The 15726-nt window shown below is 36.5% G+C and carries 15 protein-coding genes; 3 read left to right on the forward strand and 12 right to left on the reverse strand.

Annotated features, from left to right (window positions below):
- Positions 1-136 precede the first annotated feature (136 nt).
- The 9 genes from RI844_RS04915 to RI844_RS04955 form a co-directional block, all read right to left on the reverse strand.
- The gene (locus RI844_RS04915; protein ID WP_348397329.1) at positions 137-634 is read right to left on the reverse strand and encodes a hypothetical protein; all 498 of its coding nucleotides are present in this window, start codon (positions 632-634) and stop codon (positions 137-139) included.
- A 158-nt stretch (positions 635-792) separates the two neighbouring features.
- The gene (locus RI844_RS04920) at positions 793-1146 is read right to left on the reverse strand and encodes a hypothetical protein (protein WP_348397330.1); all 354 of its coding nucleotides are present in this window, start codon (positions 1144-1146) and stop codon (positions 793-795) included.
- A gap of 130 nt (positions 1147-1276) precedes the next feature.
- Positions 1277-1957, reverse strand: coding sequence for a hypothetical protein (locus RI844_RS04925; protein ID WP_348397331.1), 681 nt, complete (start codon positions 1955-1957; stop codon positions 1277-1279).
- Positions 1958-2095: 138 nt separating this feature from the next.
- On the reverse strand, positions 2096-2596 hold the full coding sequence (locus tag RI844_RS04930; protein ID WP_348397332.1) for an energy transducer TonB: 501 nt from the start codon (positions 2594-2596) through the stop codon (positions 2096-2098).
- Positions 2597-2661: 65 nt separating this feature from the next.
- Positions 2662-3189, reverse strand: coding sequence for a hypothetical protein (locus RI844_RS04935; protein ID WP_348397333.1), 528 nt, complete (start codon positions 3187-3189; stop codon positions 2662-2664).
- Between the two features lie 345 nt (positions 3190-3534).
- Positions 3535-3813, reverse strand: a complete 279-nt coding sequence (locus RI844_RS04940; protein WP_348397334.1) for a hypothetical protein — start codon at positions 3811-3813, stop codon at positions 3535-3537.
- Between the two features lie 16 nt (positions 3814-3829).
- Positions 3830-4255 (reverse strand): hypothetical protein, encoded by a 426-nt coding sequence (locus RI844_RS04945; protein WP_348397335.1) that lies wholly within the window; start codon positions 4253-4255, stop codon positions 3830-3832.
- Between the two features lie 183 nt (positions 4256-4438).
- Positions 4439-4999 (reverse strand): recombinase family protein, encoded by a 561-nt coding sequence (locus RI844_RS04950; RefSeq protein WP_348397336.1) that lies wholly within the window; start codon positions 4997-4999, stop codon positions 4439-4441.
- A 130-nt stretch (positions 5000-5129) separates the two neighbouring features.
- On the reverse strand, positions 5130-5810 hold the full coding sequence (locus tag RI844_RS04955; RefSeq protein WP_348397337.1) for a hypothetical protein: 681 nt from the start codon (positions 5808-5810) through the stop codon (positions 5130-5132).
- A gap of 416 nt (positions 5811-6226) precedes the next feature.
- Between RI844_RS04955 and RI844_RS04960 the strand changes: the two genes are divergently transcribed.
- A complete protein-coding gene (locus tag RI844_RS04960) occupies positions 6227-7807 on the forward strand; it encodes a hypothetical protein (protein ID WP_348397338.1) in 1581 nt (526 codons plus the stop codon).
- A gap of 651 nt (positions 7808-8458) precedes the next feature.
- Complete coding sequence (locus tag RI844_RS04965) at positions 8459-9460, forward strand: DUF4062 domain-containing protein (RefSeq protein ID WP_348397339.1); 1002 nt, start codon at positions 8459-8461, stop codon at positions 9458-9460.
- 334 nt (positions 9461-9794) lie between these two features.
- On the opposite strand, the gene RI844_RS04970 is transcribed toward RI844_RS04965, so the two are convergent.
- Positions 9795-11624, reverse strand: a complete 1830-nt coding sequence (locus RI844_RS04970; protein WP_348397340.1) for a protein kinase domain-containing protein — start codon at positions 11622-11624, stop codon at positions 9795-9797.
- A gap of 94 nt (positions 11625-11718) precedes the next feature.
- On the opposite strand from RI844_RS04970, the gene RI844_RS04975 reads away from it, so the two are divergent.
- Positions 11719-13782: an MltF family protein gene (locus RI844_RS04975; RefSeq protein WP_348397341.1), complete on the forward strand. Its 2064-nt coding sequence runs from the start codon at positions 11719-11721 to the stop codon at positions 13780-13782.
- On the opposite strand, the gene hda is transcribed toward RI844_RS04975, so the two are convergent.
- Positions 13779-14480, reverse strand: a complete 702-nt coding sequence (gene hda, locus RI844_RS04980) for a DnaA regulatory inactivator Hda (protein WP_348397342.1) — start codon at positions 14478-14480, stop codon at positions 13779-13781. The two genes, RI844_RS04975 and hda, sit on opposite strands and share 4 nt — an antisense overlap.
- On the reverse strand, positions 14480-15583 hold the full coding sequence (locus tag RI844_RS04985) for a DUF2066 domain-containing protein (RefSeq protein WP_348397343.1): 1104 nt from the start codon (positions 15581-15583) through the stop codon (positions 14480-14482). The genes hda and RI844_RS04985 overlap by 1 nt, the downstream gene beginning before the upstream one ends.
- Between the last annotated feature and the right edge of the window lie 143 nt (positions 15584-15726).

Raw genomic sequence — 15726 nt, forward strand, 5'->3', positions numbered from 1 at the left:
ATAAATTAGTTTTTAGCCTAAATTGAAACCTTCAATTGGTCGGCAAAGTGCCAGGAGCGGCCAGTCGATAACGCCCAAATAAGGGGCTGATTAATAGTTTGCTAAAATGTGAAGCGGAGCGGAATTGAGCAAACTGTTAGCAGTCCCGCTTTATTTGCCTTGTTAGGTTTATGGGGGGTGATAGTTCCACAATTTCTTTTTTAAGGTCTTCGAAAATACCAAAAGTGATATTTAAAATGCTTTCTAATTCTTCAAAACTTTTATAGGAAGGCAGTTTATATATTTTTTTATCAAAGTTGAACCCCATTTTCATAGGCATAAAGTCAATTCTTCCACTTGGCTTAATGACGACATCATTAACGCGTAGCCCTAACACAGTTTCTACAATTCCATCTTTTAAAACGAATTGCATTCCTAAGCTATATTCATCAGTAATTTTTGTGTTAAACCGAAAAAATGACTCTCGTCTATCAGATTCAATCGTATAGCCATATTTTTCTAGATATTTTTTATAAGTATCATGATGATTTCCTGATAAAGAGTTTTTACGGTCATTAAAAGAGGAACACAACTCTTTAAATCTTTCCACGATATTTATCGCATTAAGTTTTAGAATGAAGATTTCTTTATTCATTTAAACACCTGAATTTAGGGACAACTGCTATAAACCTAACAGCACTATTAACAGGAAAAAAACCTTCATTTGTGTTGTGGAAAGGAAGGTTTAACGTAAAGAGAGAACGTCTCTTAATCGCTCGCAGAAGCCTGTGAGATTTTTCTGTTAATCAAGTTCTACTCCGAACAGAGTTTCACCCTTTGTTGTTTGTAGAAGTTCGCTTTATCTTTATCCGCAGGAATACCAAATGTAATCTTGCCGATACCATGCTCGTAATGCAACTCAAGCAATCTAATAGCACTACAGTTTTTTAATTTGGCTGATTTGATTAAACAAGACCATGCAATTTTGGCCTTATCTTCATCTGGAAGCTTAGTCTTAAAGGTTCCCGCTTCTTCTTTATTTGGTTCGTAAGCGACCTGGAAGAAGACAGAATACATTTGTTCAGCATTTTCTTCTATTGGGCAATCGCTAGCTTCTGCATAAGGCAAATTAAACATTATTATGCTTAGAACAGTAATCCATTTCATCTAATTATTTACCATGCTCCAGTGTCTGCTGCTCGCTCGCAGCAGCCGTTGGCCGCTGCACTTTTGTTATCAATAACTTACGTCAGATTTCCAACTTACGCAAATATGAAAATAGCTATTGATGAAATAACTATAAATAATCACTACATTTTAAATTCCACTCAGATAACAACCCTTTCACAGCATCATTAACCTCTTTACGTAAGTGCATATCGTGTGCTTGTAACTCGTATTCATAGTGAACAGATTTATATTCTGTAACCTGCCTGCAACTAAAGCTTCCAGCACTTTCTGAGCAACTGCCAATATACCAATCATTGGGTAACGACTGATCTGTTTTCTTCATAGGAGGGTATTTAACTAAGTGCCACATAAATAATGGTTTGTGATATGCGTAAACCCTTGTAAATGGAAGCATGGGATCTTTTTCGACATACACACTTTCCCTTTCACTGTATATATTCCATGCAGATTCAGCCATCCCTTGAGGGTTGCCTATCTGAGATTTAGCATATGCTAACCCTGTTAGCTTATGTTCAAAATCCACTCCATGTTTGTTTATATGACTAATTGTATATTCAGGTACTTTAGCCTTTATTGCTTGAGCAGGGATATAAATTAGCTCCTGACCTTCAGAACTATCTAACTGGTCTTTTATTGGCTCTAAATAAGCTTTCATGAATGAAGTGTTAGGCGAGTAAGCCGAAGGATAACAAAGAGCTGTATCATCTAATTTCACAGCTTTAACTTTATCTTCAGTCGCAATCGAGAAGAAAGAAATGATCAGGCATAGTGTTGCTAAGTATTTCATAAATTCCTTTTTAATATAGTTATCGGCAATGGCAGGTTATCGCTCTTTATAGCCGTTCATTATCAATAACTTACGCTATATGCTGTGACCGTGCAAATTGTGCCATAACCTGCCAGTCGCTAACGCCTCGCTAAGAGGCTAATTATGTTGGCTCGTGGTTTTGCGTTTTTTGTCAAAAGCCGTGACAGCGTTATTTGTACTATTGAGCAACTTGTTAGTGTTACACGCCATCAATGTATTCCAAGCATCTTCAGAGCTACTCTTTATCGTAAGAAAATCAAGTTGAATAGTCGTTAAGACAGCTATTTTTGCTGAGTTTTCTTTGGTTGGTTGCCACTCCCACTTCTTTATGGCTTTAAGAGCTTGATAATTAAAAATATCATTCGGATATGATTTTATTATCCGAGGGTCAAAAGCTTTTCCCTCGCTATTGATAATCAAAGAGAATTCAACACAGCCAGTTATAGCTTTAATAGCCGCTTTTCTGGGGTAGCGTGGAGCAATTTCTCTTTTTTCTTCCCAATACTGTATTACTTCATCTTTTTTATTTGTTAAATCAATATATTTCGTAGGTTTTTGAGCAACCGAAGTGCAGCCGCATAAAGTAAAAATACCTACAAACATTAATTTTTTCACCATTAACCTCCGTAACCCTCTAACGCCTCGTTAAAAGCCAACTGTTTTTTGTCCTTTTAAACGACTTGTTAGCCGTTTTTACCAAGAATATCTGAAACAAAGTCACTTGCTTTTATATATGTTCTACCACCTAAATTGCCATGACTTCCTTCTGGAGACCAACTTCCTACAACTCCTATCACAGGATCGTCCTCCCCAAAACTCATAGCTTTTTCATATGTATCAAAGCTGAAACCGTCTTTAGATTTTTGAATTAAAACAAAATAGCAGTTGGCTAAGCCTTGAGGCGTAGGAAATGTAATTAGAACGGAGGTTCCATCTTTTAGAATTTCACTTGTTATGCCCTTAGCGTAGTCATTTGATACAACCTCAGAGGCAGCCATATTAAGTCGAGATAAATCCCCCTTAATTAAATCAGCATAAAACCCACCATTTGTTGTAAATGTCCACTCTGGAAGAATTTTGTGTTGGAAGAAGTAAACTTTTTTAGAAGTAGGTACCTCCTGATTTTTAGCTGATTCAACAGGTATGTTTGATTTCGGTGTTGAATTACACGCGCTAAGAAAAACAGTAAGTATTAAAATATAAATTTTCAAAATAACTCCTTGTGCAAGTTTGCACTAAACGGCTAACAGCTTTTTTAAGAAGAAGATAACACCTGCATTTGCTGTGTAAAATGCAGATATTTATTCGATAGCGTATGTCATTTAATCGGTCACAGAATCCTGTGAGTGTTGTTAAGTGGATAATTTAAATTCACCAACGTCTGCTGGCCGCTCCTAGTAGAATAACTACTTTCAGCTTTTAGTCTATTGAATGGATATTGATTTTTGATTAATTATTTATCTAATAACAGATATATGAAGGATGTGAGCTTTTATTGAGTTTTCTTACCAAGTTATTTGAGCCATCAATGACCGCAAATCGCTCTTTTAAGCCGTTTACTTGGTAAAGGCACTTGATATTACCTTACCGTTATTTTCATCAATAATACAGTCGTAACATTGAAAGTTGAAGGCATGAATTTCACCATTTTTGGAAGAAATGTTTGTGTAGCAATCGGTTGAGGAAATACCGCCTAATGACTCTATTGTCCAAAGCTTGTTTCCTTCCTTGTCAAATGCCTCGACATTTCTAGCTGCTTTCCAGCTTGGGTAATCCATCCAATTAAATAGCTTTAGAACGATGTTGTTATGGGTTAATACAATTGGAAATTCCATTTTTACAATCCTTGTTCTAGTTCCGCTTCTCATCGTAATAAGAAGGTAATTTAGGACAATCAAAATCACCTTCGTTGAACATATCACTTATATGCTCAGGGAGCATTTCAGACATTTTGTTATATACAGATTCATTGAGAATGTGAAAGCCTGCGGGTTTATCGGCAGTACCTAAGAAATTCTGTACATCACTTAAATTAGGATAATGAGCGGGCTGATGAAAAAATCGCATATATTCTTGGAGGGTTCTATAGACATACATTAAATCTTTAAGATTAACTTCCACTGTTTCATTTTCATCAATTTTTTCGAGGTCGTAGGAAACAATCTCTTCTTGATTATCGGTAAAAACTCTATCCATTTTAAATTCAGACTCGTTGTGAAATATGGCACTTACATGATGCGGCAAATCTTGACCTATCAACGGCTGCTGCTCGCTCATCACAGACTGTCAGATAATATAAAAAAATGCAAACCTGATTGCCCGAAAGATAACATTAGCTTTGCCCCACCCAATACCTAGAATAAGATAATCATTGATATAGGTGTTAAGCACCAGCCATCCCCCCACACTGCAACCCATGATAAAATCAAGATAATTCAATGGTGCTTATTACCCAACAACTTAACTAGTTTTTATATAACGATATAGCGTTGCTACGCCAACACCAGAGGCTTTAGCGGCCTTTTCTTTAGAGTAACCCATACCTTCAATCAATGAGATAGCTTGCTTACATTTATCAATAGTAGCCTGTGATTGCTGCTTACCTCTGTACTTACCCTCAGCCCTAGCCGTAGCTATACCAATCGCTTGTTTCTCTAACATCTGCTCACGCTGCATTGTTGCAACTGCTGCCAATGTAGTTAAAACCATCTTACCAGCACTAGAGGTTATATCTATCTCACCAAGGTCATCAATCTTAATACCAACACCTTTACCAACCATCTCATCAACAAACTCTAATACCTCAGTAGTATTACGACCTATTCTTGACAAGTCTTGAACCACTATTGAGTCACCACACTTAACTACAGCCTTTAATTTAATGAATTCAGGTCTATCAAGGGTTTTACCCGTTTGTTGGTCAGAATACACACCATCGACCTTATACTTACCCTCAAGGTAATTTACTTGTTGTTGTACATTTTGCTCAACTGTTGAAGTTCTAGCGTAAATATAAAGCATCTATCATCTCACTTGACTGACTATCATATAGAGACCCTAATGATAACCCTGTCACATAGATTAATCAACACCTAAATGATAGATACATTCAACACTATCTTTAAAGGGTGCTCAAATGATAGAGGATATATCAAGTGTTTGATTTTGCATCAGTTACAATACCTATCCCTTCGATTAGGGTGTCGAGAAAATTCACCCCTAAAAGTTTAGGCCAAGACTTAAACTCGTCAGAGCTAATAAAGTCACTTAAAATAGTCTGCTCGGTATCGAACTGTTTACATACTGGCGAAGTTCTACTGAAATGACCTTCTTGAGTAAATGTCGTTTCGCCTAGCTTAACTGATTTAGCGCACTTACTTGCTAAGCTTTTGAGTCGCTTAATCATTACTGGTGCAGACCTCCTATACTGTGTTAATGATATATCCATATAACCAATCATCATTTCAAAGTATCGTGACGCATTTTCAAACTCTTCATCACAATTCATATTGTGATTTACAGCACCTTTTCTACCGCCAGAATTAAAAGCATCCGCTATATACCCCTTAAGCTTGATATCATAAAGACCTATACTTATCAGCCTACTTTTTACACTTTTCAGCTGGTCGCTTAAAAACTCCTTCCTATAAGAATCAGCATCCTCCTGCCACTCACTACATCTAGCATATCGCTCATTATACTCATTTGCTTTACTTGCGGTATTTATCAAGCTACCTTTTACCTCAATTCCAGTAACTACGATACCATCGGCAGCGGAGCCAAAAGAGGCTAAAAGCATCACAATAAAAGCTATATTAATTGTTGCTTTCATATTATCCCTGTTTAAAATAAATCTTTATTACTAGTGTTGAAATTTAGTTATCATAACCACTACATGCGATTACCAAGAGGTATTAAGTAGCGAAACAAAGGATTTCACCAAGCTAAGTAAAACCTCCCTATCACCTTTATATTGACCAATTTCAAATGTAATTTAAGTGATAACCTTTTTCATACCTTAAACTTACTACTTGACAAAGCAAGAGAAAAGTGCTTTAATATCAACCAGTAACAGCGCACCTAAAAACAAGGTGGTTAAAACCTGTTACACACGAATCCGTTACAGTGATGGCACAAGCTTAAACTAGACGGTTTTTTTATGCCCGAAATTCAAGGTTACGAATATGAACTTTTATAAAACAGCGGATGTTTATTGCATAGGTATCTGCAACTACCAAGGAGAAAATAATGACGAGGAATATAAAACAAATTAAAACATTAATAGCTGCGCCAGCCATGGGGAAAACCCACGCAGTTATAGAGAAACTATCACACACTGATGATAGAGCCGTAATTGCCTGTATAAGTAAAGTACTCGCAGAGCAGACCCATCAAGACCTAATTGATAAGGGTGTCAATGCTACACTTATATATAGCGACAATTCGAAAAGTGTCGGAAGCGATATAGAGCAAGAACTTAATAAGCACATCAATATAAGTGGCACTCAAGTAATTGTGACTTGCCATGCAGGGATATGGTTTTTAAAGGGAAAGACTGATAATTACAATCAGCAGATACCAAATATATATAGTGATTGGGATTTATACATTGACGAGGTTCCTAGTATTGTCAACTTTACATCCGTCCCGATGGATTTCGGTAATATGCATTACGACGAGTGGACTGAGGTAGGTACTGATAAAAATAGCACTAGAAGAAAGTTTAAACTCTGCAATGCAACGGGGTTCATTTCTAAGATTTGTAAGGAAAAGAGGAGTAACCCAGGATTAGGGACATTCAAGCCTGAAGTGTACGGTCTATTTAACACTCTTTATCAAGGAAGGACTATTACACTCGACACAGCGCCAGATAAAAGAACAGGAAAGCCTAAAAATAGACTTCATTTTTTAGAGTATAAGGATGCTGAAACTACAATGAATATGTTCTCATCAACCACAATAATGGCTGCAAATATACACAATACGATTGATGCGTTATTTTTGAATAGCGTGTTTAAGTATTCATTTGTAGATAGTGAAATTTTACCAAGTCGTTCTAGCTATCCGTCAGTAGATAGAATTACCATATACCCACTACTTGGCGTAAACCATACAAGAACCCTTGAAGAGAAGCTGATTGATGGCCAAGAGGTATACTCACTAATGAAGTCTTCAGCCTTAAAAATAGCAGGTAATCAACCTGCCATCTATACGGTTAACGAGAACCGTAAAGCCATAAATAATCAAGGCTGGAGGAAGGATGACAAACTTGTACCTTACAACGCACAAGGTATTAATTCTTACTCTGATGTAAACGTTGCTATAAGCTTGTTTAGGTACAACCCTAGTTCTGACCATATAGTGATGTTAACTGAGCTAGCTGAGAAGCTCAATATTGAAAGTGATAAACTTATTGAAGCCTTCATAGTTAGTAAATCTCTAGAGCCAATGTTTCAATTATTGACTAGAACCAGTATTAGGAACATGGAATGTAAGCTTGGAATAAAATGGATTGTCTCAGATGAAAGAGCCGTTAAATACCTAACCGAAGGGTACTTTAAAGGTGCAAACGTTAATCGTGATTATGTTATTGACATACCCAAAGCAACTCTAAACAAGCAAGCAGAAGATAGAGCTCAAAAAGATAGTTTATGGAGAGCTGAGGTTGGCAAGCTACTTGCTGCTGATTCAAATATCTCTATAAACAAAACATTACACCAATTAAAGTTGGTGCTTTGCGAGAATGCACCATCTAGAACAAAGTGCTATACACTACTAAAGGAATTAAGACCATTGTATACACAGGTAGAGCTGAAACTCGCTGCTTAACGGGCTTTATTGTTAGCTGTTCGCGAGCCTCTATATAACTATATTAGACCTTACGAACACCTATAATACTATTGAATTATTAGCTTAGTTATTAATGATGATAATTATTTATTCAATAGGAATCTGAATTAATAAGGTCTATCTATATATATCTTTGAGTAGATTATAGAGTCTATTAAAACGGCTACAGCCTAAATAAAAACAACTAAAATATTTTATAATAGATTCCATAAGCTCTTAACCTTTGGTGGATTGTCGAAGACAAAAAGTTTGAAAGGTTATAGAGGCGTATGTACAGTTACTAATAAACCCATGTTAACTCTAGGTAATTTATTGTTATTTTTTAGCATGCGAACCAGCAAACTCCTTACAGGAGCTGCCTTAGCTGCCAACAAGTAGGGAGTTAATGGTTTTGTCATATTGCAACCCAATAAGAGGGGCTTACTAAGGATTTTACTCATCGTAAACTCAATAAAAGCCAATTTTATACTTGCTGCAATTCTTCAGTTTTTCACTAAAATTATTGGTTTTGATGGGCAATCAGAGTTACTGGGTTTATTTACAGCTCTCATTTGATTTAAGGGTTGATATTTATAACAATAGCCCTAACATGTTTACTATAAAAAATAACAAGAAAGAGTAACTTTATTAATGAGCAAAAAATATCAAGTATTTATTTCATCAACCTACACAGACTTAATTGATGAAAGACAGTCAGCAGTATCAGCGGTATTAAAGGCAGGACATATACCCGCAGGGATGGAGTTATTTAAATCCGGAGACCAAAGCCAATTAACAACAATTAAGCGGTGGATAGATGAGTCAGACATTTATATGCTTATACTAGGTGGCCGTTACGGCTCTGTAGAGGAAGAGTCTGGGTTGAGCTACACAGAACTTGAATATAATTACGCTCTTGAGTCAGGCAAACCTTTATTTGCTGTTGTTATCAAAGAGGGCGCATTAGATAACAAAGTTAAGTTAATAGGTCGCGGTGTACTTGAAGATGAAAACCCTAAGCTTTTAAAGGTCTTTAGGGAAAAGGTTCTTAGTAATATCTCTTCATTTTTTGATGATGAGAAAGACATTCGCTTGTGTGTTCATGAAACTCTACCAGATATTATCGGCAGTAAAGATTTAAGTGGTTGGGTTCGTGGTGATAACATCCCTGATTCAAGTGGTCTAATCGATGAAATAAGTAAACTTACAAAAGAGAGAAATGAGCTAGTTAAGCAGAATGCGAAATTAACTAAAGAGTCCACTCTTCCTATAGCTAAATCACCAGAAATCCAAGAGTTTGATTTACTTATTGATGTGTTAAGGTCTACCTATATCAATACTCCGACGTATCTTGGGAAAGAATTTACAGAAGATAAATACACTGTATTTGAGTGGTTAATTTACCTACAAGATTATGTAATTAAAGGCTGTCAATCTAACGCTAAAGCCGATAAAAACCCCTATTCTTCTTTTGTTTTTCACACCCTCAACACTAGACTACAAATACATGAGTTAACAACTATTGAAAAAATTACAGGTTCACATGTTAGGCGTGTAATAGCGAGCAAAAAAGGCTTGAAATTATTGGCTTACTTTGAAACCAAGGCAGCATTAAGAAAGGCAAAAGAAAAGAAAACAGCAAAATTGAAATAAAGGTATATAAGCAAGACTGCATTATTCATCCATGAGTTGATACAGCACATCCATTTGCTTAACTTAGTTTTGCAGGGAGGGCTACTATTAGGTTAGTAGCTCACCCATTCAATATAGATTCAACTCACCAATTAGCAAGTAGCTAAGCTAAATCCATAGCATCAAGTACCGACTGTGCGTCAATTTTCACATACAGTTGTAACACAATGAATTACAAAACTATTACGTTCACAGTTACCATTGAGCTCATTCACAGTAATCTATTGCGAACGTTCGCATTAAACGCTACTATTTGACCGTGGTTGGTTAGATACTTTTGGATGCTTGATTAAGCTTAAGTGTGCAGCAGCTTCGGATTTTTTGGATAAAATTTATCAGGCATTTGATTTATATGCTCAAAAAAACGAGTGTCTTTATAGGGTAGTTTCATAAACCCTGAAATGCCAACACCCTTGATAGTTGGCAATAAATCTAGAATATCTTGTAAGCACTGTTTAAATTCAGTTTGTTCGTTATGATTTAATAGCATTAAATAACTGTGAATTTTTAAATGTTTATCTAATACCTCAAAAATAATACAACCAGTGTGATGAATTAAATTCAATCTCGCCAATACCGCCATAATGCCATCTGGCAAACGTAAATATTCATCCGGATCTTTACCATCTTCAAAGTACGAATGAAGCTGACTGGTGTTATCACCTTCGGCAAGTTTACTTACTTCAAATGGAATGCGTTGATTAGCGTTAGCGATAAATGGCGTGGTATTACTTTTACGTTCAACATGTAAAGTATCTCTGGCATTAAATAAACAAGATTTAAAAATACCGATGCGGAAAATACCTCGGGCTAAAGTAACCATGTTATTCACTGCAGATTTAAATGAATATTCCAGACTCGGATCGAATAAACTTACATTAGAGTCAACATAAACGCCTTCTTTTTCCCACCGTATTGCTAAACCGCCAACTACAGGAAATTTTGCCAAGCGACTAACCGCAGCTACGAATGCTTTCTCTGTATCGCCCATACCAACTAAGAAATTTTTATAATATTTTTCTAGTTGTACATCGTCAATATCAACCAAACTTTCTTTATCGGCCTGTGCCCTTAAGAACGATTTACGTGAGCCATAAACTACGGTATCTATTTCTTCCTGATGGACTCTTTGCCAAACGGGGATCATCGCCTCAACGTGTAGTTTTGTTGGTTTGCTCGCTAACACGATATTTTTTAATAGATTCAAGTTATTAATTAAATAATCACCTGCTTTTAGGCGTAGTTTAGGATCTTCTCCCAACATACCATCTAATGCTTTCGCCAACATTAAGGGTAAGCCTAATGATGATGCCGGTATTACCTTGTAGCCATAACGACATGATTGCCCCGATGCCAGTGCGTAAATGGTCGCGGCCATGCCCTGCTCATCAAAACGAGGCGATGATAAACCGCCATTTAATTGATCATCGCCGATAAAATAAATATCGCCCATACGTGAGTTGGTTTGTTGCAAATCACCACTCATTAAATCCATGATGTTATTGGCCGTACTATGACCGTCTTTGTCACATTGTGCCCAAACCGAAGAGCCCCAATCAATAAGCTGCATCTGGTTGTTTTGTTGATCAAATACAATATTGGAGGGTTTAATATCACCATGAACAACAGGTTGATTGCGAGTATTGTTCTTGGGCTCGCGAATAAACTTTAACAGTTCAATTAACTGTATGGCAATATTGATAACTTGCTCAGTAGGTAACGGCCCTAGTTTATGTGAAATAACATCTAAATCATCACCAGGTGCACGGCTCATATGAACGATTGATTGGCGTTTAATTTTTAAGTATTCAAATAACTTAGGGATGCGTTTATGCTGTAACATAGACTGCATTTCAGCTTCATCGGCCAACCGGTCTTGTACGTGCTGTGGCAAGTTAATGCGTGAAAACTTAAAAACTTGTGCTTCACCGCTATCATCTTCACCAGAAAAAACAAAACCATAAGCGCCTTTACCGATCATTTCGACATTGCTGTAGCCAAGTTGAATTAGCTGGTTTTTACTTAATTCAATCCACTGCTTTAACTTAGCAGCATCTTTATGACTAAGTAGATAAATAGACTGATCTTCAGCGATATAAAAGTGCTGGAGTTTTTTCTCTGCCAAAACGTCATCTCAATAATTTTATTGATTTAATCATATAGGTTTCGTTAATTATGCTAAAGTTTTATTAATAATAAAATTTAAATTAGGCTTACTTTTGACTAAACAACACCTTTATTTAGTTTTTTCCTTATTATATTTCTTATGTTTCGCCAACATGGTTGAAGCTAGTAATAGAGATCTTAGTGAGATTGAAGCAAGTAAGATCCTAAAAGTGTTAACTTGGTCAGGCCAAGATAATTATTTGCCAAGAGCTGGCTCTCCTCCTCGTTTAGATAAAGACTATTTAGAAAAATTTGCTCAAGACAATAACCTCAGCATTGAATACGTATATAAAGATGACTTCGCCGACTTAATTCCGGCATTAGTCAAAGGTGAAGGAGACATAATAGCGTCTAACCTCACCATAAACACTATGCGAAAAAGACAAATTGATTTTACTCTGCCAATTGTTGAAACCACTGAATATTTAATTATGGCAAGTAATGCCAAAGGTTTAGCCAATGCAAAAGATTTAGACAATCGTAAAGTTGCGGTACAACCTGGCACCTCCTATGCGTTCACCGCAATTGGGTTAGCCAAAGTTTATAAAAACCTTGAGATCATCGAAATCCCCAAACACCTTAGCCATGATGAAATTTTTGATAAAGTGGCGATTGGTGAATATGACTTAACCATTGTCGATTCAAACATTATTGATTCCACTTTAGAGTATCGCCAAGATATAAAATTAAGTCTGCAAGCCAACAGCGCCAAGGAAATGGCTTGGGCAGTAAACAAGCATTCTAAATTATTAAAAACCGCGTTAAATAACTTTTTAGTTCAACAACAAATAACCATTGATAAAAGTATTCCTATTAAAGATGAATGGGACATTATTAATGAACGCCGTACCATTAAATTTGTAATGCGCAATAACATCTCTTCATATTATTTATGGAAAGGTGAATTGATGGGCTTTCATTATGAGCTTGCTAAAGATTTTGCCAGAGCGCACCATTTACGCTATGAAATTTTAGTTGCCCCAGATAATGAGGCGATGTTTGAATACATCAAAACAGGCAAAGCCGACATTGCTCTGGGATTTTATACCCCAACTCAACGACGAATCAATCAAGGGTTAAGCTTTTCTCGCCCTTATCATTACGCCACAGAGCAATTAGTTATTGGCGCGAACGATCCCTTAATTGATAGCCTTGAAGATTTAAAATATCGAAATATTACCGTTAGAAAATCCAGTTCTTACTGGTATACCGTTAAAGATTTACAAGCCTTAATGCCTGAAATTGTGCTTACCGCGGCGCTAGAAACTTATGATACCGAGCGCATCATTGAAGCCGTAGCCACCGGCGAATATGATATTACCATTGCCGATAATCACCTTGTAGATTTAGTGCTAAGTTTACGAACCGACATAAATGCCAGTATTAATATAGGTAAAGAAAAAGGCCAAAGCTGGGTAATACAAGCTGGTAGTAATGCATTATTGAGCAAAGTAAACACCTACATTAAACGTACCTATCGCGGCCTTTTTTATAACGTAATTCATAACAAATACTTTGAAAATCAAAAGCTCATTGATAAGCATCATCAAGACTTTACCTCACAAAAAACTGGGGGGGCATTATCGCCTTATGATGATGTAGTAAAGAAATATGCCAAACAGTACGGTTTTGACAGCAGTTTATTGATCGCTCAAATGCACCAGGAAAGCCGCTTTAATCCAAATGCTAAATCTTATGCTGGGGCATTAGGTTTATTTCAAGTTATGCCCAGAACAGCAAAAGAGTTAAAAATATCAAACATGACCAATCCCGAAAATGGTATTCATGCGGGAGTTAAGTATATGCACTGGGTACAAGAAAGAATGAAAGCGATGGACGTGCGTCAAGATCAACTCATTTGGTTTTCATTGGCTTCTTACAATGCCGGCGTTGGCCATGTCAGTGATGCCATCCGTTTAGCTCGGCAAAAAGGCTGGCGTGATGATGTGTGGTTTGACAATGTCGAGCGGGCAATGTTGTTATTATCTAAACATCAATACTCTTCGAAAGCACGCTACGGTTATGTTCGTGGAAATGAACCGGTAAATTACGTGCGTAACATTCGTCACAAATATCAAGCTTATATCCACCAGGTTGAGTTGGCTAGTAATCTTTAAAACAATGTTTCTTTAATAAAAGGAATAGTGATTTTACGTTGTGCTTTAATAGAAGCTTTATCGAGTACATCCAAACATTCTACCAAATCATTCATATTTCGAGACAAACGATTTAATAGAAACTTGGCTGTTTCTTCATTCATTTCAATGCCTCGCAATTTCGAGCGAAGTTGCATAGCTTGTATCTTGTCTACATCGGCTAATGGTTTTAGCTGTTCAGTAAAACCCCAGGTAATACGTGAAACAAGATCGGGTAAGGTAATAAGTAAGCTGTTGGCACTATTGTTACCGGCAATGATTAACTTTTTATTATTTTCTATTACTCGGTTATATAAATCAAAAATACCTTGTTGCCAATGTTCATCACCCGCAATAAGGTGTAAATCATCCAAACAAATCAAGTCAAAATTCTCAAGATTGGCTAACACCTCAACTGATAGTTGTTTGATTTCTGAAAATGATAAGCATAAAGAGGTTAAGCCCATTTCAGCGGCAAAAGCACAACTGGCATGCAATAAATGAGATTTCCCTACACCTTCTTGACCAAATAAGTAAAAACCATTGGTCGTGGTTACAGGCGTTTGAATAAAGGCTTTTAGCTGACCAATAACGGCACCACTGTTAACAGCATAAAAGCTGTCAAAAGTTTCATCATCAGGTAGATGAACGGCTAAAGGTAACTGCTCAGTATTCGACATTAACCCTTCCACATAAAACTAATCGTATCATCTTCATTAATGACCCCTAACGGATCGTGGCTTTCACTTAGTTTTTGTTCAAGTTTCAAGGTTTGTTTTATTGCCTCAGCGTTAGCTAAAATGTTGAGTCTAAATAGCATTTTCTCGCCAAACACGCTGATCAGTTTAACATCTGAAACTAAGGTTAAACTCGTTAAAAATTCACTGACTGAGACAAAGGCCTGCATTGAATTAACATTGGCAATCTCAATATCCAATTGCCCTTGCTGTTCAGTATTAAATACATAAGCATTGTTTTTGTGTAAATGCTCAGCTAAATCATTAACCGCTAAATCGATAGCTTTATTTTTATCATCGCCGTTTACTTTACCCTGTATGACTTCACCCTGACTCATGTATTGCCAGTCAACTGAGTATTGCCACTTTTTACAGATACGTCCACAAGTCGTAATGTCCGGCTCTTCAATTAACGTACTGTTGGATACTCGAATAACCACAACCGCTTCGGCTAAATAGCGACTGGATGCTTGTTGTAATGTGTCAGGAAAACGTCCCCAAACATCACTAACAGAAATATTCATCGCATCGGTTAAGTCCATTAAAGGAAAATTAACTGGTAACCCACGATTGTTTGCAGTGGCGGTTACCTGTGTTTTTAATTCGAATGTTGAATCATCAACAACATTACGATCAATACCATTCTCATCAACCATCCATACGGTTATAAGTGGACGATATTTGCCCCAAACACTGGCATTGGCTTTTTGCAGTAGCTGATTTATTTTTTCTTGCTCAAAACTGGCTAATAAAAACGTTTCATTTTCTACTTGATTATAACTGAACTGGCTTAAATAATTGTTCGGCTTAAGCAAAGCACTTTTTATTTGTTTATTTGTTTTAACAAATTCTGCCCCAGCCAGCTTAACGAGTACTTGTTTAAATGCTTTTTTAGCCGCTTTTTTCTTACCCGAAGACGTACTATCAACTAACACGTGTGCTTGATATAAATCGTTTACTTCTACAGTAAACGCAGGAAATGCCATTACAGCAAACAATAAAAAAGTGCTGATAGCTTTAATAGGAGATAAATTTATTCTTTTCATGGGCAAATATTATCATATAGATTAAGAATTTAGCCAAGAAAAAAAATATTTTCTCACAAAGATTTTATATCGGCGCCAGCACTGGTAGAATATGCGCAATTTTTATAAGTAATTTGCCAATATTGGTATAAATAACATTTTAA

It is taken from the genome of Thalassotalea fonticola (assembly GCF_032911225.1).
Classification (GTDB): Bacteria; Pseudomonadota; Gammaproteobacteria; order Enterobacterales; family Alteromonadaceae; genus Thalassotalea_A; species Thalassotalea_A fonticola.